The 19,064-nt window shown below is 66.9% G+C and carries 14 protein-coding genes and 6 pseudogenes; 12 read left to right on the top strand and 8 right to left on the bottom strand.

Annotated features, from left to right (window positions below; all coding sequences use genetic code 11):
* Positions 1-428: 428 nt before the first annotated feature.
* Together ACE5C1_RS05245 and ACE5C1_RS05240 are read right to left on the bottom strand one after the other, a co-directional pair.
* A complete protein-coding gene (locus ACE5C1_RS05245; protein WP_374943006.1) occupies positions 429-1,391 on the bottom strand; it encodes a mechanosensitive ion channel family protein in 963 nt (320 codons plus the stop codon).
* Between the two features lie 117 nt (positions 1,392-1,508).
* Positions 1,509-1,658, bottom strand: coding sequence for a hypothetical protein (locus ACE5C1_RS05240; protein ID WP_374943005.1), 150 nt, complete (start codon positions 1,656-1,658; stop codon positions 1,509-1,511).
* A 156-nt stretch (positions 1,659-1,814) separates the two neighbouring features.
* Here ACE5C1_RS05240 and ACE5C1_RS05235 point away from each other — a divergent pair, with 156 nt between their 5' ends.
* The 9 genes and pseudogenes from ACE5C1_RS05235 (at position 1,815) to ACE5C1_RS05195 (ending at position 8,264) form a co-directional block, all read left to right on the top strand.
* Entirely contained in the window at positions 1,815-2,456 is a 642-nt protein-coding gene (locus ACE5C1_RS05235) for an ion transporter (RefSeq protein ID WP_374943004.1), read from the top strand.
* Positions 2,457-2,495: 39 nt separating this feature from the next.
* Positions 2,496-2,822 (top strand): DUF1622 domain-containing protein, encoded by a 327-nt coding sequence (locus tag ACE5C1_RS05230; RefSeq protein WP_374943003.1) that lies wholly within the window; start codon positions 2,496-2,498, stop codon positions 2,820-2,822.
* 85 nt (positions 2,823-2,907) lie between these two features.
* Positions 2,908-4,102: pseudogene (gene nhaA, locus ACE5C1_RS05225) on the top strand (Na+/H+ antiporter NhaA).
* A gap of 35 nt (positions 4,103-4,137) precedes the next feature.
* A pseudogene (locus ACE5C1_RS05220) lies at positions 4,138-4,902 on the top strand (glycoside hydrolase family 97 N-terminal domain-containing protein); the annotation flags it as partial.
* A pseudogene (locus ACE5C1_RS05215) lies at positions 4,845-5,036 on the top strand (hypothetical protein); the annotation flags it as partial. The pseudogenes ACE5C1_RS05220 and ACE5C1_RS05215, both read left to right, overlap by 58 nt.
* A gap of 49 nt (positions 5,037-5,085) precedes the next feature.
* Positions 5,086-5,687, top strand: a pseudogene (locus tag ACE5C1_RS05210) (glycoside hydrolase family 97 catalytic domain-containing protein); the annotation flags it as partial.
* Between the two features lie 36 nt (positions 5,688-5,723).
* Positions 5,724-6,068 carry a glycoside hydrolase family 97 C-terminal domain-containing protein gene (locus ACE5C1_RS05205; RefSeq protein ID WP_374943007.1) on the top strand — a complete coding sequence of 115 codons (345 nt, stop codon included), beginning with the start codon at positions 5,724-5,726 and terminating at the stop codon, positions 6,066-6,068.
* A 25-nt stretch (positions 6,069-6,093) separates the two neighbouring features.
* Positions 6,094-6,474, top strand: a complete 381-nt coding sequence (locus ACE5C1_RS05200; RefSeq protein WP_374943002.1) for a YidH family protein — start codon at positions 6,094-6,096, stop codon at positions 6,472-6,474.
* Positions 6,474-8,264 carry an SLC13 family permease gene (locus ACE5C1_RS05195; protein WP_374943001.1) on the top strand — a complete coding sequence of 597 codons (1,791 nt, stop codon included), beginning with the start codon at positions 6,474-6,476 and terminating at the stop codon, positions 8,262-8,264. The genes ACE5C1_RS05200 and ACE5C1_RS05195 overlap by 1 nt, the downstream gene beginning before the upstream one ends.
* A 53-nt stretch (positions 8,265-8,317) precedes the next feature.
* Here ACE5C1_RS05195 and ACE5C1_RS05190 read toward each other — a convergent pair whose 3' ends face one another.
* Positions 8,318-8,647 carry a hypothetical protein gene (locus ACE5C1_RS05190; RefSeq protein ID WP_374943000.1) on the bottom strand — a complete coding sequence of 110 codons (330 nt, stop codon included), beginning with the start codon at positions 8,645-8,647 and terminating at the stop codon, positions 8,318-8,320.
* 195 nt (positions 8,648-8,842) lie between these two features.
* On the opposite strand from ACE5C1_RS05190, the gene ACE5C1_RS05185 reads away from it, so the two are divergent.
* Positions 8,843-10,111: a mechanosensitive ion channel family protein gene (locus ACE5C1_RS05185; protein WP_374942999.1), complete on the top strand. Its 1,269-nt coding sequence runs from the start codon at positions 8,843-8,845 to the stop codon at positions 10,109-10,111.
* Here ACE5C1_RS05185 and ACE5C1_RS05180 read toward each other — a convergent pair.
* Genes ACE5C1_RS05180 through ACE5C1_RS05170 form a run of 3 tightly spaced genes read right to left on the bottom strand, consistent with a single transcriptional unit; the run spans position 10,108 to position 14,286 of the window.
* The gene (locus tag ACE5C1_RS05180) at positions 10,108-11,457 is read right to left on the bottom strand and encodes a chloride channel protein (RefSeq protein ID WP_374942998.1); all 1,350 of its coding nucleotides are present in this window, start codon (positions 11,455-11,457) and stop codon (positions 10,108-10,110) included. The genes ACE5C1_RS05185 and ACE5C1_RS05180 overlap by 4 nt on opposite strands.
* A gap of 4 nt (positions 11,458-11,461) precedes the next feature.
* Positions 11,462-12,730, bottom strand: a complete 1,269-nt coding sequence (locus ACE5C1_RS05175; protein WP_374942997.1) for a cation:proton antiporter — start codon at positions 12,728-12,730, stop codon at positions 11,462-11,464.
* Positions 12,727-14,286, bottom strand: a complete 1,560-nt coding sequence (locus ACE5C1_RS05170; protein WP_374942996.1) for a DUF389 domain-containing protein — start codon at positions 14,284-14,286, stop codon at positions 12,727-12,729. The genes ACE5C1_RS05175 and ACE5C1_RS05170 overlap by 4 nt, the downstream gene beginning before the upstream one ends.
* A 214-nt stretch (positions 14,287-14,500) precedes the next feature.
* On the opposite strand from ACE5C1_RS05170, the gene ACE5C1_RS05165 reads away from it, so the two are divergent.
* Together ACE5C1_RS05165 and ACE5C1_RS05160 are read left to right on the top strand one after the other, a co-directional pair.
* The gene (locus tag ACE5C1_RS05165; protein WP_374942995.1) at positions 14,501-15,898 is read left to right on the top strand and encodes a DUF2254 domain-containing protein; all 1,398 of its coding nucleotides are present in this window, start codon (positions 14,501-14,503) and stop codon (positions 15,896-15,898) included.
* Between the two features lie 58 nt (positions 15,899-15,956).
* On the top strand, positions 15,957-17,168 hold the full coding sequence (locus ACE5C1_RS05160; RefSeq protein ID WP_374942994.1) for a hypothetical protein: 1,212 nt from the start codon (positions 15,957-15,959) through the stop codon (positions 17,166-17,168).
* Between the two features lie 25 nt (positions 17,169-17,193).
* On the opposite strand, the pseudogene ACE5C1_RS05155 reads toward ACE5C1_RS05160, so the two are convergent.
* Positions 17,194-17,594, bottom strand: a pseudogene (locus ACE5C1_RS05155) (glycine zipper 2TM domain-containing protein).
* A 13-nt stretch (positions 17,595-17,607) separates the two neighbouring features.
* Positions 17,608-18,337: pseudogene (gene istB / locus ACE5C1_RS05150) on the bottom strand (IS21-like element helper ATPase IstB); the annotation flags it as partial.
* Positions 18,338-19,064: the final 727 nt, after the last annotated feature.

The following is a 19,064-nucleotide window of genomic DNA, read 5'->3' as shown; positions in this document are numbered from 1 at the left end:
CGCATCCGCACCTTCACATCGCGTAGCGATGACGCCCAAAGCTCCAGCGTCGTCTCGATCGATGCACCCGTCATCCACGGTCTCCTGCCATGGAGACCCATTGATTCAGAGTTAGATGAAATGCGCAACTGTAATGCTAGGTGGCGGACCGCGTCCTGTGCCCGCCATGTCCGCCCGCGGCGATGAGTCGGCGTTGGGCGCGAACAGCCGCGCGTCCAAGGCAGTGGAGATGGTATGCCCCGCGCGACCGCCGCCCACCGCAGGCGTATTGGCATAGAGCTGAGCCTTGCCTCTCGCCCGAGATTGCGCTGCGACATAGCGCGTCGCCCGACCCGCTCGCATTGCAGCCGATCGCGAGTTGGCAGTTCGCCGTGTCCAGCGACATCGGTCTCAACCGCGCGACATGCCCGATAAGATGCTTGGCGGCTCTACTCGACGTTTTTGATCCCCGTCGCTCGCACTTCGATCGGCGGCAGGCCGACGATATCGTAGGTGGCGGACGCGATGCCGATTCCCGCTGCGTCGAGTGCGGCGATGATGTGGCGGCTCATCGCGTCCTTGGTCGAGCGGATGCGGTGCGTGGTGACGATGAAGCGGACTGTCAATTCCAGCCAATTGTCTGTGATACGAAAGAAGACCTTGGGATCGAGGTCGATCGGATCGACGCCGAACCGGGCCTGCAGATCCTGCTTGGCACCTTGCGCGATCTCGGCGGGATTGCCGGCGAATCGCACGGCCGCGTCCAGCAGGATCGTCTCGACCTTCGCGCGGTCGGCCTGGTAGGTGATCGGGATCGCCATCTCTTCCCAGATGAAGGGGAAATCGCGCGTGTAGTTGTACACCGGCTCGGAAAAGACCTTGGCGTTGCTGACGGTAACGATACGGCCGGTGAACTGGCGGCTCTTGACCCACATCGCCGGGTCAGCGCCTTGGACGCTCGGCGGCTGGCCCATCTCCATGATCGTCGTCTGGATGAAGCCCAGGCGCAGCACGTCGCCGCGCACGCCGCCCATCGATATGCGATCGCCGACGTTGAACGTGCTGCCGCGCAGGATCACGAAATAGCCCGCAATCGCGGTCACCGGCTGTTGAAGCGCAAAGGCGAGGCCCGCGCTGACCAGCCCGAGCGCGGTAGCAAGGCGGGTCGGATCGCTGAACCAGATCGACAAAAGGCCCAGTATAAGGATGACCGCGCCCAGCAGGCTGATCCCCTGACGGGTCCAGAACTTCGTCTGGATGGAGGCATGGTCCGTCCGCCGCAGGGCGATGCCGACCAGCCAACGCAAGGTACGGCTGAGCACCACCACAAGTGCGATGAAGGCCAGCGAGAGGAGGAGCTTGTGCCCGTTCTCCGGGTTGACCCCGACCCATTTTATGCCGAAGAATTCCATGCAACGATCTCCTCGGCGACGTCCTGCGACATCTACGCTTCTAGCCGGAGGACGATCCGGCGACTGATTGCCCGTCCGCCCGTCTTGGCTCGCGCTCGATTGGAACGGGCAATATGCTCATCGTTCCGGAAAGGCGGACCGGTCGCCCGCCGCGTTGCTTGGGATGACGCTGAAACTGCCATCGGTTTCGAGCACGACCGCCGCGATGTCGCGCAGATCACCCAGACCGGCCTTGCGTACCGCCCCCCTTATCTCCTCGGGCGTCACCCTCTAGTCCAGGAGGGCACCCTGGCCGAGCCGGCCATCCAGCAACAAGATCTGCGGCTCCGCCGTGATGGCGGCTCCAACGGGTGAGACCCCGTTGCGCCAGCCAGGCGATGACGAACTGGAGAACCGCCAAGACGGCGAACCCCAGGACGCCACATGGAGGTGCGGCTTCGCACGCCGATGCTCCTGCTCAGCTTGGTCTGGCTGGCGCTGGTCGTCGCCGGGGTGGCGGTCGGCTCGTCCAAGTTGTTCGAGATCGTCGGGACGGTCATTTGCATCGTGTTCCTGCCGGAGTTCGCGCTCCGTTTCGCGCTTGCGCCCGAGAAGCTGCCGTTCGTCAAGCGCGCGTGGCTGACCGTCATCGCCCTGCTCGTACCGGCACTCCGGCTGGTGCGGGCGTTGCGCGTCCTGCGGGCGGCGCGCGCACTGCGCGGCTTCAGGCTGGTTCGGATCGTGGGCACAGCCAACCGGGGCATGAACGCCCTGCGCGCCGCGTCGAAGCGGCGGGTCCTGGGTTATGTCATGACGTTGACGGTCGTGGTTGCGCTGCTGGGCGCGGGCGGGATGCTCGCCTTCGAGCCCGCAAGCGAAGTGGAAGGTGGCTTCACCTCCTATGCCGACGCCTTGTGGTGGACGAGCATGCTGCTCGTCACGATGGGGGCGCAGTTCTGGCCCAGGACACCCGAGAGCCGCATTCTTTGTTTCGGCATCGCGCTCTACGGGTTGGCCGTCTTCGGCTATATCACTGCCAGCTTCTTCGTCGGTCGCGATGCGCCAGCGAAGACGGATGGGATATAGGGCGCGCGGATGGAATGGATTCACTGGGTCACGCGTGCGGTGGAGATCGCCGGCACGGCGATCATCGTCCTCGGCGCATTCGGGTCGCTGGCGGTATTCGCGCTCCGCTTCTTCCGCCGGCACGATCGCACGGCGTTAGTGGCAGATTTCCGCTCGAGCCTCGGAAATTCGATCCTGCTCGGGCTCGAGTTCCTGGTCGCGGCAGATATCATCAACACCGTCGCGATCGAACCGACGCTGCGCAGCCTGGCGGTATTGGCGGGCATTGTCCTGATCCGGACCTTCTTGAGCTTCTCTCTCGAGGTTGAGATCGAGGGCCGTTGGCCGTGGCAGCGGGGCGGCAAGACCGCGTCCCACGAGGAATGACAAACGTCGCGCGCGATCGAGCGTTGCATGTTGAACGCGAACGGGATCGCAGGGATAGCGTCGGCATCATGCCAAACCTTGCACCATGAGTCCGAGCGCGCGCCGTGGCCCGGTCTCCACGCTCCGCGCGTTTCTGACGGGAGAGGCGTCGGGCGGCGTGGCCCTGATCGCCGCCGCGGCGCTCGGCATGGTGATCGCCAACAGCGCGACGGGCTCCACCTACGAGACCTTGCTCCATGCCGTATTGGGGCCGTTGTCCGTCCTGCACTGGATCAACGACGGCTTGATGGCCCTGTTCTTCCTGCTGGTCGGGCTGGAGATCAAGCGTGAGTTCGTCGACGCACAGCTGGCGATCTGGGCGGACCGACGGCTGCCGCTGATCGCCGCCGGATGCGGCATGGCGGCGCCCGCGCTGATCTTTCTCGCGATCGCCGGTTCGTCGCCACGGCTCACGCCGGGGTGGGCGGTTCCCGCCGCGACCGACATCGCTTTCGCACTCGGCATGCTGGCGCTACTGGGCAAGCGCGCGCCGACCTCACTGAAACTGTTCCTGACCACCGTTGCCATCGTGGACGATCTCGGCGCGATCGCGATCATCACGTTTTTCTATACCGCGCAACTCCGCGTCGCGGCGCTGGCGGCGGCCGGCGTGATTCTGGCGATGATGTTCGGCCTTAACCTTTGGGGTGAGCGGCGACTGTGGCCCTATCTGACGCTTGCCGCCGTCCTATGGCTGGCGGTGCTGCTGTCGGGCGTTCATGCCACCGTCGCCGGCGTTCTGGCGGCCAGCGTCATCCCGGTCGAGCGCAGTCCCGGCGCATTCCGATCGACCCGACTCGCCGCTGCATCGACTTGAGCACGCGCTGCAGCCCTGGAGCGCGTTCGCGGTGGTGCCGCTGTTCGGCTTCGCCAACGCGGGCGTGCGGCTCGCCGGGATCGGCTGGGCCGAGTTGGTCGCGCCGCTGCCGCTTGCGATCGGCGCGGGGCTGTTCGTGGGCAAGCAGGTTGGCGTATTCGGCGCCGTACGGCTCGCCGTCGCGCTGGGCATCGCCGACCGCCCTGCCCGCGCCACATGGCCACAGGTCTATGGCGTGGCGATGTTGTGCGGCATCGGCTTCACCATGAGCCTGTTCATCGGCGGGCTCGCCTTTGCCGATCCGCTGCTATCGGCCGACGTGAAGATCGGCGTGCTCGGCGGGTCGATCCTGTCGGCGATCGGCGGTTATCTCCTGCTGCGCTTTACCCGTGGTCAGCCTTACCCCCACTATATCGGCGCGTGACGTTCGGCATAGTCCACGCGTGGCTGGGCGGAGCCATGATGGCGCCGGCCGGCTGCCATGCGCCGGTCAGGCATTCGCCGATGAATACGACGTCGCCGGATGGCCATATCAATATCATGTCCAGGATCGGCGCGGACGGTAGGTTCGCGGTTCGGGTCGTGCATGGCGGAGCGGTGCTGGTCGCGACATCGCCGGTGTCGCTGACGCTGGCGGATGAACCGTTCGGCCCCCTGGTTGCGGTCGCGCAATCGGACACCGGTCCGCGCGAAGGCTGCGCCGGGCGCGCCATCACTGCACGCGAACGTGCCGGCAGGCGCCGGACGATCAGGCTGGAGGTGGCAGCGTGCGACACGGGCGCGGCATTCCGTCTGGTGCTTCCCGCACAACGCGGCGTCGGGGTCGTGAGAATTGCGGGCGAACAAACCGCCTTCGCGGTGCCCCGTGACGACCGTTGCCAGGGCGTCCGGCACGCGAAGTTCTTCAACAGCCATGAAGGCGATTATGCGCCCGTCCGGCTGCGCGATATCCACCCCGGTGACCTCTATGATCTGCCGTTGACCTGCGTCACGGGTCGCGCCGGCGAGACCTACGCGCTTACCGAAAGCCGTATCGAGAACTACAGCGCCGCCTACCTCACCGGCACCGCCGATGGCTCGGGCGTGGCGGTCAAGTTGACCCCGCGGCCGGACAACGACGCTCTGGCGGTCGTGTCGCGCATTCCGCCTGAAGGGCTGGCGACCCCGTGGCGCGTTGTGATGATCGCCGATCGGCCAGAGCGAATGATCGCCAACGACCTGGTCCGCCGGTTGGCCGCGTCGTCGCGGATCGTCGATGCGGCCTGGGTCCGGCCGGGCAAGCCGCATGGGGCTGGTGGTCCGGGCTGCTCGCGCCCACCGTGCGGGGAGCCGGCCGTAACATGGCCACCTACCGCCGCTACATCGACTTCGCCGCGAATATGGGCTTGCCCTACTACGTCATCGACGATGGCTGGGCATTCGATCCCCCCCGGGAAGGACACGCCGGCCGACGTGCTGCGGCCGGCTGCGAACATCGATGTCCCCGCGCTCGTCGCCTACGGACGGGCACGCGGCGTCCGCCTATGGCTGTGGGCGGACTGGAAGTCGCTCGATGGCCGCATGGCGCCCGTGCTGGACCGTTGGCGACAATGGGGCGTGGCCGGGATCAAGGTCGACTTCATCTACCGCCAGGATCAGGAGGTCGTCGCCTTCTACCACCGATTGCTGGGGGAGGCGGCGCGTCGGCACCTGCTTGTCGACATCCACGCCACCTTCGTGCCACGCGGGCTGGACCGGACCTATCCCAATTTCCTGACGCAGGAAGGCGCGATGGGCAACGAGTATAACCGTTGGAGCCGCAAGGTGACGGCGGGCTACAATGTTCGCGCCGCCTATTCGCGCGCGACGATCGGCCCGATGGACTATATTCCCGGCGGCTTTCGCAACGTCACGCCCGGCGCCTTCTCTCCAAGGCGCCGGCGCCGCAGGTGATGACGACGCGCGCGCAGCAGCTCGCCCTTTTCGTCATCTACCCCAGCCCGCTGACCAGATTGGCCGACGCGCCGGTCGCCTACCGCGACGGGCGAGGCGAGTGGCAGCCGGGCGTGGAGTTTCTGCGGGAGGTGCCGACCGTGTGGGACGAGACGCGCGGGATCGCCGGAGAGTTCGGGCAATGGATCGCGGTCGCGAGGCGGCAAGGGAAGCGCTGGTATGTCGGCGCGATCACCGACGAGCGGGCGCGCACCGTCACGCTGCCGATGTCGTTCCTGGAACCTGGCAGGTGGAAGCTGCGTGCGTGGACCGACGGCGCGTCGCCGACGGCGCTCGACCGCCGAGCAGGGGTCATCGGGGCGGACAAACGACTGATCGTGCGACTGGCCGCCAACGGCGGCGCGGCGTTGGTGCTGGAACACCGACAACCCGTTACGCCGCCGAGCAATTCCGGCTAAAGCATGCCCGGGTGAAGAGGAACGAATGACCGGACAGACGAGGCAGGACCGGACCGAGCTCGCGGAGGATCGCACCGATCTGGCCGAGGATCGTACCTTGCTCGCCAACGAACGGACATTCAGCGGCTGGGCGCGGACCGCGATGGCGTCGATCGGTGTCGGCCTCGGGTTCAATGCGCTGTTCAAGGCGGTGCGCCCGACCTGGTTCGCGAAGGGCATCGCGAGCCTCTTCATCCTGCTTGGGATATTCCTGATCATGGCGGCCGAGCGCCGCGCGCACAGCGTCCGCATGCGACTGACGGCGCACGAGGTGAACGGGCTGTCGGTCATGACCTTTAGGATCATGGCGGCGGCAATCATCATGGGCGCGATCGGCCTGCTCGTGGCGATCTGGTGGCTAGCGTGATGACGCTGCCGTCCGCCCACGCCGCCGCCGCGATCGCGTTGACCATGGCGATGTTCTACGGTTTCGCCGCCAGCCGGCTGAAGGTCGAGATCATCTCGCTGCTGACGATCAGCGCCATCGCGCTAGGGCTGTATTCCTTTCCGCTTGCAGGACAGCAGCCGACCGACGGCCTCAAGCTCGCGTTCGAGGGCTTCGGGCACTATGCGCTGATTACCATCTGCGCGCTGATGGTGATGGGGCGCGGGCTGGTCGCGACCGGTGCGCTGGAGCCGGCCGCGCGCACACTTACCCGCGTGTGGCGTTTCAACCGGCCGATCGGCTTTCTCCTCACATTGGTGCTGGCGATGCTGATGAGCATGATGGTCAACGACACGCCGGTGCTGGTTCTGCTGCTGCCGATCCTGGTGACGCTCGCCTCGCGCGGAGGGATGCCGGCGTCGCGTACGCTGATCCCCGTCAACAGCGCGGTGCTGATCGGCGGCATGGCGACGACGATCGGCACGTCGACCAATCTGCTGGTCGTCTCGATCGCCACCGATCTCGGCATGCGACCGATGAGCGTGTTCTACTTCACCCCGATGGTCGCCGCCGCCGCAGTTGTCGCGCTGCCGTTCATCTGGCTGGTGATGCCTCGCCTGCTCCCCGACAATTCACAAGAAGCCGGACACGCGCCGCGTCGCTTCCATGCCGACCTGCGGTTCATGGCCACGTCCCCTTTCATCGGCCGGACGGTAGCCGATCTTCAGCGTCGTTTCCCGGAACATGTTACGTTTCTGACCCCACCCGACACCCCGGTCACGATCGACGATCGGGTTCGCCTGTTGGCCACGCATGATACGCTCGAAGACGTGATGCGCGAGGCGAAGGCGGCGACCGCGCCGCCGCCGCTGCTGGCGCGGCTACAGGGGGCCTCGCGACGCACCAGTGAGGACTTGGCGGTCGTCGAACTGTCGATCGCCGCCGACTCCGGGCTGATCGGCACCCGGACCGCCACATCGGGCATCGCCGATAACCACGATGTCGCGGTCATCGGTCTGCATCACGGCCGGCCCGATCGCTCCTTCAGCGATGACGGCGACGATGTGCCGATGGCGGAGGGTGATATCTTGCTGGTGACGGGCACGCTGGCCGACATCGTGCGGCTGGCGCGCGCCGAGAGCCTCCTAGTGCTCGAGGGAGTCAAGGAGGTGCCGCGCACTGCCAAGGCGCCGCTCGCGCTCGCGATCATGGCGGGCTCGGTCGCGTTGGCGAGCGTGGGGCTGATGCCGATCGCCATCACTTCGCTCGGCGGCGCGATCCTGATGTTCGTCACCGGCTGCGTTCGGTTCGACAAGGTCGGGCGCGCACTGTCGGCCAAGGTGATCGTGCTGGTGGCGGCGAGCATCGCGGTCGGCCGGGTCATCCTGGAAACCGGCGCCGCCGACTGGCTAAGCCAGCTCATCGCATCGGGCCTGCAAGATCTGCCGTCTGGCGGCGTGCTCGCCGCGGTCATGATCTTCGTCACCGTGCTCACCAACTTCGCGTCGAACACCACCGCAGCTGCGGTCGGCACGCCGATCGCGTTTAGCCTCGCGCAGAAATTGTCGATCCCGGTCGAACCGCTGGTGCTCGCGGTGCTGTTCGGCTGCAACCTGTGCTACGCCACGCCGGTCGCGTATCAGACCAACATGCTGATCATGTCGGCGGGCGATTACAAGTTCGGCGATTATACCCGAACCGGCCTGCCGCTGGTCGCGATCATGATCGTCACGCTGTCGGCGATCCTAGTCGTCAAATACAGGCTTTACTGAGCAGTTGGTGTCCGGTGGGCCGATCGTCGCACCGACCGGCCGACCGGCTCGCCCTAGCGGCGCATCTGGCGATCGTGCTTCTGTGATCGCACTGCGCTGCTGAGCGCGTCGAAGCGGCGATTGAGGTCGGCCCGTTCATTATAGGTGAACCGGCCGCCGCTGCGGCGGTAGCTGTGCTCGAGCCGGCTAAGGTTGGCGAAGCGGGTGCGCAGACGGCTGGCTTCCCGACGGTTGAGCGAGCCGTTGCGCACGCCCTGCTCGATGCGGTTGTACAGATTGCCCTGGCGCTGGTTGATCGACTGGTAGCGCTGGGCCTGCGCGGCGGGGGCCACCATTGCGGCCGACATGCCGACGGCGGCGCAGGCAAGAAGGAATCGTTTCATGTTACTCTCGTGTACAAGGACCCGCGTTGCCGGGACCTGTAAGGGAACGGACGACGGCGCGGCATCGTTCCCCGGACAAGCCGATCGGGCGGCGTCCTGCTGCGTCCCGGTGGGCTGGTCAGACCGTTGGTATCGAGGCGCGAGCTCCGTCTGGCATCGGGTCGAGCGGCGGAGGCGCATGCAAGCGAGGTCATCATGAATTGGCAGCAGTGGCTGCGCGACGCGGGAATACCTTTGCCGCGCACGCCGGATGCGACCTCGATCGGCCTCGCGGCCCTGCTCGTCGCCGGAGCGTTCTGGGTCGGCTGGCTGCTGAGCAGGCGTCTCGCCCCACGCATCGGGGCGGGCTTTCGCCGCCTGACCGGGCGCACCGACCAATTCGGGACGACGCTCGCGAAGTCGCTCATGCGGTACGGCGTCCCGGCCCTGCTACTGCTGGTCGGCGGCAACCTTGTCGCATTGAGCCCGCTCGGCGACCTGATCGCCGCAGTTGGGCTGGGAGCCGCCACGGCGATGCTCGCGTATCGCGTCGTCCTCGCCGCCGGCCTGGGAAGCGCTACCGCTGGCGTGCTGAGCATGATCGCGCTGGTTGCCACCGTCGCCGGCAGTCTGGGTGGGCTGCAGCCGTTGACGCAGGCGCTGAGCGGCATCGGGCTGACCGTCGGAACTCGGCGGATCTCGCTGCTAGGGGTGCTGAACTTCCTAATCGTCGTGGTCGTGTTGTATTTGATCGCCCGGCTCGCCAACCGCGTGCTGGTCCATGCGATCGGCCGAACACAGGTGCTCGACGTCTCGCAACGGGCGCTGGTGCAAAAGCTCGGCAGCCTGTTGGTCGTGGTCGTCGCCGTGCTGTTCGGCATTGATCTGCTCGGCATCGACCTGACCGCGTTCACCGTCTTTTCCGGCGCTCTTGGGCTCGCGGTGGGTTTCGGGCTGCAGAAGACGTTCGGCAACCTGATCGCCGGGCTGATCCTGCTGATGGACCGATCGGTCAAGCCGGGCGACGTGATCGTCGTCGGCGACACCTTCGGCGCGGTGACGAAGATCGGCGTCCGCGCGGTGTCGGTCGTGACCCGCGACGGCAAGGAACATCTGATTCCGAACGAGCAGTTGATGACCGAGCCGGTCGAGAACTGGTCCTATTCCAGCCGCAACGTGCGCGTACACATCCCCGTCGGCATCGGCTATGATAGCGATCTGCCGCTGGCGCAGCGGCTGATGATCGAGGCGGCGATGGGCGGCTCTCGCGTCTTGCAGGACCCCAAGCCTACCGTCTGGCTGACCGGCTTCGGCGACAGTTCGGTCGATCACGAAATTCTGGTGTGGATCACCGATCCGGAGGCCGGGGTCGGCAACATCCGCTCCGAAGTGCTGAACCGGTTGTGGGTGTCGTTCAAGGAGAACGGGATCGAAATCCCGTTCCCGCAGCGCGATATCCACCTCAAGGCGAACCACTCCTCCTAAGTCGAAGATTCCGTGGCGGAACGCTCGGCCTTGGGGAGGAATGCCCGCGCCAGCCCATGATACAGCCGCTCGCGCGAAACGAGGCTGCTGACACCGTCGGCGATCAAGGCGGTCGCGAAAAGTGGCACGATCATACCGCGGCTGGCCGTCGCCTCGCTGATGATGATGACCGCGGTCAACGGTGCGCGCACCACGCCCGTGAAATACGCCGCCATGCCGAGCAGCACGACCGCCCCCGCCGGGCTACCCGGAAAGACGGGCGTCAGCAGGTTACCCACCCCTGCGCCTACCGCGAGCGAGGGCGCGAAGATGCCACCCGGCGTTCCGCCGAGCGTCGTGGCCAGCGTCGCCAGCGCTTTGGCGGGACCGAACCAGAGGGTCGCGCCGCCGCCCTCGACCAGCGCGCGGGTCGCGCCATAGCCCGTGCCCCAGGTGTCGCCGTGGGTCAGGATGCCCGTCACCGCCACCACCAGCCCGCACCCGCCCGCGAACAGCACGGGTCGCGAGCGCAGCCGTTTGAGCAGCGGATGCTTGGGCGACGCAAACGCCAGCACCGCCTTGGTGAACAGCCCGCCCGCGGCCCCGCCGACGACGCCCGCCACGGGACAGACGACCAGCATGGTGCCGACGTCCAGCATCTGCCGCATCGCGCCGAAATAGACGTAATCGCCCGCGATCCCAAGGCTGACCAGTCCCGCGATCATCACCGCCGCCATCACCAGCACCGCGACCTTCTGTTCATAGGCCGACGCGAGTTCCTCGATCGCGAAAGCGACGCCCGCCAGCGGCGTATTGAACGCCGCCGCGACGCCAGCCGCGCCGCCTGCGATCAGCACGCCCGCGGTGATCGGCACGCGCAGGACGCGGTGCACCGCGACCATCAGCGCCGCGCTGATCTGCACCGTCGGGCCTTCGCGGCCGACCGAGCCGCCCGCGAACAGCATCGAGATGGTCAGCGCGAATTTGGCGATCGCGGTGCGCGGCGACACCAGCGGGCCGAGCGCGCTCTCCTGTGGCGACCGGCTCGCGGCGATCACCTGCGGGATGCCGGATCCGCGCGCGTCGGGGGTCCAGCGTCCGGTGAGGTACATGACGCCGGCGAAGACGGCCGGGGTGAGCAAAAGCGGCGCATAGGGCCACGCCGCCACTACTTGCGCGAACAAATGCTGCGCCCAGTCGCCCGCCTTTGCGAAGCCGAGAGCGACCAAACCGAGCAGCACCGCGCCGACGCCGGTCGCGATCCTGCGGTTCAGGACGCTGAGCTGCCGGTCGAGGTGGGTCGACCGCCGCCGTCGCCACATCACCGACAGGAGGCGCCAGGCGCTGCGGGACGATCGCTTCGGCATGGGTTCAGTCTTGCTCGCGCGCCGAGCGCCAGCGGATTACACGCTCTACCGTTCCGCCCTGGACAATGACCGAGAACAGCACGACGATATACGTCGCCGCCAGCGCGAACGATCGCGCCGCGCCGTCCGGCAGCCCGAGCGCGAGCGCGACCGAGATGCCGCCGCGCAAGCCCCCCCAGATCAGCGTTACCGGCGCCAGCGCACCGAGCGACAGGAACGGCCGCATCGCCGCCAGCGGACCGATCACGGCGATGGCGCGAGCGACCAGCACCAGCGGAATAGCCGCGACGCCCAGCGCGATCAGCCGCGCGTCGGCAGGAATGACGACCACCTCCAGCCCGATCAGCAGAAACAGGACCGCGTTCAGAAGGTCGTCGATCAGCGCCCAGAACTTCAGCAGATAGTCCCGGGTCGTATCGCTCATCGCGTGCGCCACGCCCTTGTTGCCGATGATGAGGCCGGCGACCGCCATGGCGACGGGGCCGCTGACGTGAATCCGGCTGGCCAGCGCATAGCCGCCCATTACCACGGCCAGGCTGATCATCACCTCGACCTTGTAATCGTCGATCGAATGCATCGCCCGATAGGCGATCCAGCCGGTTACCAGACCCAGCACGATCCCGCCGCCCGCTTCTTCGGCGAACAGGACCGCCGCATGCGACACCGACAGCGGCTCGCCGCTGAGCGCCGCGCCCAGGATGATGGCGAAGACCACCACGCCGACGCCGTCGTTGAACAGGCTCTCGCCCGCCACCGTTGCCTGCAGCGTCGGCGGCACCGCGGCCTGTTTCATGATACCCATCACCGCCACCGGATCGGTCGGGCTGATGAGCGCGCCGAAGACCAGGCACCATGCGATCGGAATGGACAGACCGAGCAGGCCGCCAATGAGGTACACGCCGCCGCCGATCAACGCCGTCGACGTGACCACGCCGATCGTGCTCAGCACGATGATCGGCCAACCGCCACGCCGCATCTCACCCCAGTCGACGTGAAGCGCGCCTGCGAACAGCAGGAACGACAGCATGCCGTTCATCAGCGTGTTGTGGAAGTCGATGCCAGAGAGGAACCGGACGATGTCGCGGCTCGCCGAGCTGCCGGGAATAAGCTTGTCCAGGCCGACCACGATCAGCGAGGCGACCGCGCCCATCACGGTCAATCCGATCGAGGGCGGCATCTTGACGAAACGGTGGTTGAGATACCCCAGCGTCGCCGCCAGCACGATCAGGATCGCGGCGGCGTCGAAGGGCGTGATGGCGATGCCGCTGATCATGGTTCCTGCGCCCGCAACGTAAAGGCCTGCCCCTCTGCCGGTGCGGGAACCACTGCGATACCCTGTTCGCGCAGGAGCCCGGCGACCGCGAGACCGCGGCGCTGGTTCAGCGCCGGCCGCTCGGGCGAGTCGCCCTCGGGCAGGCCAGGCACCGCGAGCGCGGGAATGTTCCAGCGCCGCGCCTCCCATGCCGACAGCAGCACCGCATCGCGCGCGGCAGGATCGAGCGTGTCGACGTCGTCGGCGAAGCGGATGGCGGGGAATCGCGCCAGCGGCGGCACGATCGCCACTTGCCACCCGCTCGCCGCGCGCGACAGCCGCCGCTCGAGCGCGCGATAGGTCTGCGGCCCGGCACCCGGCAGCGGCGTGGCGCTGACGGTCGCGCGACGATGATCGCGGTCGATCGTGACGTCCCCCGGCGCTACGCCCGCCGCGACCGCGACGAGTTGGGCGATGCGCTCAGCTTCCGCGTCAGCGGCAAGCGCGGTGCTGGACGCCTGCGCAAGCTCGGCCCGTTGGGTCTCGAGCGATCCGGCGGAGGGATCGAGCAGCACCTGATCGAGCTGGAGTCGCACCGGCCTCGCCAGCCGTTTCGACAACGCGGTTTGCAGGACGAGACTATCCTTGGCGGCGGTGCGCGGCGCGATGACGACGGAGCGGATCGCGAGCGGCCTGCGATCGAAATCGATGTCGAGCTGTGTCACGCGCGCGTTTGTGCCAAAGGATTCGCTCAAAAACGAACGGACCTGTGTCGCGGTCACCGTCTCGCGCGCGATCCGGCTTAGCGAGATGCCGAGCGGCACTGCCATGAGCACGAAGACACAAAGCAGGACGACCGTCTGCAGCCAGCTCTGCCTGCCCGACAGATGGTGGCCGAAGCCGTAATATCGCGCCATGACCGTGGCGGCGAGCGCGATGGTCAGGAAGTTGGTGGCGAACAGCGCCAGCGCGCCGCCCAAGACCGGCACATTCATCGTCGCCAAGCCATAGCCGACGACAGCGAGTGGCGGCATCAACGCGGTCGCGATCGCGACGCCGACGATGGTTTCGCCCCGTCCCCGGATAATTGCGAAGGTGCCCGCGAGCGCCGCGAAGAGAGCCACGAGAAGATCGAACAGGTTCGGTCGCGTCCGCGCGAGAATCTCGGTCGTCGGCGCCTTGAGCGGCGAGAGCAAGACGATGAGCGCGGTGAACGCCACCGCCGCCACGGTGCCGATCGCCAGCGCCGCCAGCGCACGGCGCATCTCCGTGAAATCGAACAGCGCGAGGCTGAAGCCCAGCCCCAGGATCGGGCTCATAAGCGGCGAGATCAGCATCGCGCCGATCACCACCGCGGGCGACGACAGCAGTAGCCCGAGCACCGCGATGCCCGCCGACATCATCGTCATGAATAGGTAACGCGCCGACCAGCCGCTGTCGTCGACGATGCGCGTGACCACCCGTTCGTGATCGACCGACGCGACCACGTGCTCGCGCCACCAACGATAGACGGTGAACGCGTCGAACCGGCTGTCCGGCAGAGCCTGGGCGAACCGGGCATGCCGGGCTTCGATCATGCATACTCCTGAAGTGGGCGCCTGCCTTTAACGTGCTTTGCGCCGCTGCGCCGCTGATTCTTCGGATCGTGCGGTTGGGCGCCGCAACCGGAACGATTCGACCGGGCGGCGCATTGACCTGACAGCGCCTCGCGACGGCGTGTTCGACCGGAGAGATCGCCATGAAGACCATCGCGCTCGCCGCTCCCGTCGACACCGCCGATCCAGCCGTGCGTTGAGGGCCTGGGTTCTCCGCATCGGCGACAAGCTGAGCGCAAGCTACTGGTTCGTCCCCTCGGTCATGGCGCTGCTGGCGGCGCTCCTCGCTGCGCTGATGATCCTGCTCGACAGCTACGAGGGGTCCGAGTGGATGGACGGCATCGCGTGGCTGTACGCCGCGCGGCCGAACGGGGCGCGGCAGATGCTGTCGTCGATCGGCGGGTCGATGATCACCGTCGCGGGTACGGTGTTCTCGGTGACGATCGCCGCGGTCGTCTATGCCTCGGGCCAGTACGGGCCGCGGCTGCTGACCAATTTCATGCGCGACCGTGGCAACCAGGTCACGCTCGGCACCTTCATCGCGACGTTTCTCTACTGCCTGATCGTCCTGCGCACGATCCGCTCGGCGGACGAGACCGGCGGCTACAGCTTCGTGCCCAATCTGGCGTTGCTCGTCGCGGTCCTGCTGGCGATCTGCTCGGTCGCGGTGCTGATCTTCTTCATCCACCATGTGCCCAGCAAGATCCACATCAACAGCGTGATCCAGGACGTCGGCGAGCGGCTGATCGCGGAGATCGGCCATCGCTTCCCCCGCTCGCTCGGCAGGTCGGGAGGGGGTGAGGAGATCGAGGTCCCGGCGCCGTTTCGCTCCGACGCCACCGCGCGGGCAGCGGAGGCGCGCACGCTCGTCGCGGCGAAGCGGACGGGCTATATCGAGCTGATCGACGACGACACGCTGATCACGCAGGCCCGCCGCTGCGACCTCGTCCTGCGGCTGCAATATCAACCCGGCGATTTCACGCATGTCGGGCGGACGCTGGTCGAGATCTGGCCGCCGGGCCGGTGCGACAAGGAAGCCGTGGCGGCGATCCGCGACGCCTTCGCGGTCAGCTCGCGGCGTTCGGCGCTTCAGGACCTGCGCTTCCTGATCGACGAGCTCGTCGAGATCGCCGCCCGCGCGCTGTCGCCTGGGGTCAACGATCCGTTCACCGCGGTCACCTGCATCGACTGGCTGGGTGCCGCGCTGTCGGACCTTGCCGGTCGCGACCTGCCCTCTCCCCTCCGTGTCGACGAAGAAGGTGCTTTGCGGATCGTCGCGCACGCACAAGGCTTCGACACCTTCATGGACCGGTCGTTCGGCGCACTCGCCCAATATTGCGCGAGCGACATGATCGCATCTTTGCGCTTCCTCGGCGGCCTGGGCGAGGTGTCGCTCGGGTGCGACGATGCGGACCGGCTCGCGATCGTCGCGCTGTACGCCGACCGGCTGCAGACCTTAGCCGAACAGGCACTGTCCGGCTACAATCTGGCGCGCGTCGTGGACCGGGCGGGGCAATTGCGCCACGCACTGGCCGAGCCCGATTACAAGCGCCGCCTGCGCGACGGAACGGCGTGGCTGGGCGGGACCGCCTGACCGTGCTGCGCGCCAACAGGATCGAGCTCATGCCCATCTCACATCAAAGCAACGGGGCATGATCGCCGCCGCCGCGATACTCGCCGCTGTCGCCGTGACCGCGCTGCTGACGTTCGGCAGGTTCGCACGCTCGACGGACTGGCGCGCGACGGTGACGCCGCTTGCGTCGATCATCGGCTCGGGCTTCCTGATCTGCGGTCCGATCCTGGCAAGGGAGTTCGGCTCGGCGGCGATCCTGGCGATGGCGGCGCTGCTGGCGCTTGCCTATGCGGTCGGCGCAGTTGTCCGCTTCAACATCGTGCATGTCGAGAATATCGCGCCGACGCTGTCGCTGAACGATCCGATGGCTTGGGCAATGCGCGCGGCGCAGGTCATGCTCGCCATCGCCTATGCGGTGTCGGTCGCTTATTATCTGAAGCTGCTCGCCGAATTCACGATGAAGCCGATCGGCGTACCGCCCGAATGGCACGAACTGACCGCCAACACGCTCGTCACGGTCATCATCCTGGCGCTCACGGCGCTCACCTTTTCGGGCGACATTCGCAAGATCGAGCATGCCGCCCACGCCAGCGTCTCGGTCAAGCTGGGCATTATCGCGGGGCTGCTGGCGGGACTCGGCATCTGGTGGGCGACGACGACCGGAACGTCACTCGGCTTGCCGCCCACCCGCCTATCCTGGGCAAGCGCGCCGCTGCTGCTCGGCCTGCTGATCACCGTCCAGGGGTTCGAGACGTCGCGGTACATGGGCGACAGCTACGATCAGGCGACCCGCGTCCGTACGATGCGCCACGCGCAGTGGATCTCGTCGGCGATCTATTTGGCGTTCCTGGCCCTCCTGACTCCATTCCTCCGCGAGGCGCAGCAGGCCGAGGGGGTTGCGGGCATTCTCGACATCATGGAACTGGTCGCGCCCATACTCGGCATCTTCGTGCTGATCGGCGCGGTATCGAGCCAGTTGAGCGCGGCGATCGCGGATTCGATCGGGTCGGGCGGACTGCTGGTCGAGGTATCGCGCCGCAAGCTGAGTATCCGGACGGCGTTCATCACCGCGGCGGCCCTATCGATCGCGGTGGTCTGGCTCACCGATCCATTCTCGGTCATCGCGCTGTCTTCGCGCGCGTTCGCGTTGTTCTACGCGATGCAGGCGGTGCTGGCGTTGTGGGTGTCGATCCGAACCAACAAGGGGGGCCTGCCCGCCCGCTGCGGCTTCGCGGCGGTGGGGCTCGTCTGCCTTGTCGCGGCGCTCGCGGGTGCGCCGGCGGAGGGCTGAGCGGCACGCCCTCCGCCCGTGCCGCTCAGCCGCTTGCCCATCGGCAGCGCGCCTCGCTGGTGTTGCGGTCCACCGCGCGACCCGCAAGCGCACTGCCGGCTGCACCAAGCAGCGTGCCCAGAACCTCCGAGCCGCCGCGCGCCATGATGTTGCCCAGGACACCGCCAGCGACACCGCCGACGATCAGCCCGGTCGTGCCGCCCTTTCGGCGGCATAATACCGGCCGTCCTGACCGCGATACATGCGGTCGTTGGCGCTCAGCCGCCGCTCGCGATAGCGCCGGTCGCCGCGGTAATAGCGCTCGGCGTCTTAGACGCCGCAAGCGGGATCGGGATTGTTGTAGTCGTAGCTGCGATAGCGCGTGTCGACTCCGCAACGGCTGCCGCCATCGCCGACACAGCCGGCCGTCAGGGTCGCCGCGGCCATCAGGCCAAGGGTCATCGCCGTTCATCGTCAGGATGCTGACGTGGTGGGTGAGCCGGTCGAGCAGCGCGCCGGTGAGCCGCTCGCTGCCCAGCACCTGGGTCCAGTCCTCGAACGGCAGGTTGGAGGTGACGATCGTCTCGAGCCGCGCTCGTAGCGCTGCGAGAAGACCTCGAACAGCAGCTCGGCAGCGGTGGGCGACAGCGGCACACAGCCAAGCTCGTCGATGATCAGCAACTTCACCGCGGCAAGGTCGCGCTGCATCTTCAGCAGGCGGCGTTCGTCTCGCGCTTCCAGCAGTTGGCTGACCAGCGCGGCCGCGGTCGTGAACGCTACCGTAAAGCCCTTCTGGCAGGCAGCCGGATCGAGGGGAGCGCGACATGCGTCTTGCCCGTGCCGCTGTTGCCCAGCGTGATGATGTTCTCGCGCCGCAGGATATACTCGCAGCGGGCAAGCTCCAGCACGAGCATCTTGTTGAGGCTTGGGATAGCGGTGAAGTCGAACGTGTCGAAGCTCTTCACGGCCGGGAACCGTGCCGCCCGGATACGTTGCTCGATCGTGCGCCGTTCGCGATCGATCAGCTCGAGCTCGATGAGCCGCAGCAGATAGGGCGGATGGTCCGCGCCTTCGCGCGCACACGCGCGCGCGACCTTGTCATACTCGCGCAGCACGGTGGGCAGCTTCAACTGCTTGAGGTGATGGGCCAGCAACACCTGCAGCGTGCAGCTCATCGTGCCGACCGGCATCGTATCGGGTGCGCCGCTCATGCCGCGAGCATCGCATAATCGGCGGCCGAGGTCGTCTTCACCGCCGTTCGCGGCAGGTGCGGATACACAGGGTCGAGCCGGGCGGGTCGCCGCTAGATGCGCGCCAGCTCGATCAGCTTGACCGCGTCGAACCCGACCGCGCTCCTTCGGGTACACCCGACTTGGCTAACCTAACCCGAGCGGGCCAACAAAGGGCGATTACGTAGCTTACAAACCCATCACTGCGGCGGGTCGCTTGGCTTAGTGCAAGACGTTTCAACGTTCTGAAATCCGGCTGCGTCGGGATCGCGCGACGAGGCGATGCAGAAGCTGACCGATCCTGTTCGCGTGTCGACGACGTAGACGCCGTCGCCTTTCGCGTCTGGTGAAGCTTGATAGCGGCCCGGAACATGCTCGCGATCGTATCGGGTACTCGCGTCTTCGGGCTTGGTCGTATCCGGGTTGCATGCTGCGAGCGCGAGCAGCGGCAGAGCTGTCCATTTCACTGCGGCTTCTCCGGCGCCAGCCTACGCCTCACCAGCTTTTTGACCCGATCGTCAAATCGAGCTTCATCGTCATCCGCCTCTAGAGTCGAGCTCGATCGGGTTGAATCGGAGGGGATTCACACGGTCGTGATTTGGTGATTCGATATGCTGGCCGGGAGGAGGCTGGCATGGATGGGCAAGGCGTATTCGGGCGATCTTCGGGATCGGGTGGTTGCAGCAAT

Source organism: Sphingomonas sp., assembly GCF_964263785.1.
GTDB lineage: Bacteria > Pseudomonadota > Alphaproteobacteria > Sphingomonadales > Sphingomonadaceae > Sphingomonas.
The sequence above is the reverse complement of the archived record's forward strand: the minus strand, read 5'-3'. Positions and strand labels throughout refer to the sequence as shown.

What these genes read in the sequence shown, in the direction of transcription:
- ACE5C1_RS05245 (WP_374943006.1), bottom strand. Translation starts at nt 1,391, where the DNA reads ATGGAATTCTTCGGCATAAAATGGGTCGGGGTCAACCCGGAGAACGGG.
- ACE5C1_RS05235 (WP_374943004.1), top strand. Translation starts at nt 1,815, where the DNA reads ATGGAGGTGCGGCTTCGCACGCCGATGCTCCTGCTCAGCTTGGTCTGG.
- ACE5C1_RS05200 (WP_374943002.1), top strand. Translation starts at nt 6,094, where the DNA reads ATGACCGGACAGACGAGGCAGGACCGGACCGAGCTCGCGGAGGATCGC.
- ACE5C1_RS05195 (WP_374943001.1), top strand. Translation starts at nt 6,474, where the DNA reads ATGACGCTGCCGTCCGCCCACGCCGCCGCCGCGATCGCGTTGACCATG.
- ACE5C1_RS05190 (WP_374943000.1), bottom strand. Translation starts at nt 8,647, where the DNA reads ATGAAACGATTCCTTCTTGCCTGCGCCGCCGTCGGCATGTCGGCCGCA.
- ACE5C1_RS05185 (WP_374942999.1), top strand. Translation starts at nt 8,843, where the DNA reads ATGAATTGGCAGCAGTGGCTGCGCGACGCGGGAATACCTTTGCCGCGC.
- ACE5C1_RS05180 (WP_374942998.1), bottom strand. Translation starts at nt 11,457, where the DNA reads ATGCCGAAGCGATCGTCCCGCAGCGCCTGGCGCCTCCTGTCGGTGATG.
- ACE5C1_RS05175 (WP_374942997.1), bottom strand. Translation starts at nt 12,730, where the DNA reads ATGATCAGCGGCATCGCCATCACGCCCTTCGACGCCGCCGCGATCCTG.
- ACE5C1_RS05170 (WP_374942996.1), bottom strand. Translation starts at nt 14,286, where the DNA reads ATGATCGAAGCCCGGCATGCCCGGTTCGCCCAGGCTCTGCCGGACAGC.
- ACE5C1_RS05160 (WP_374942994.1), top strand. Translation starts at nt 15,957, where the DNA reads ATGATCGCCGCCGCCGCGATACTCGCCGCTGTCGCCGTGACCGCGCTG.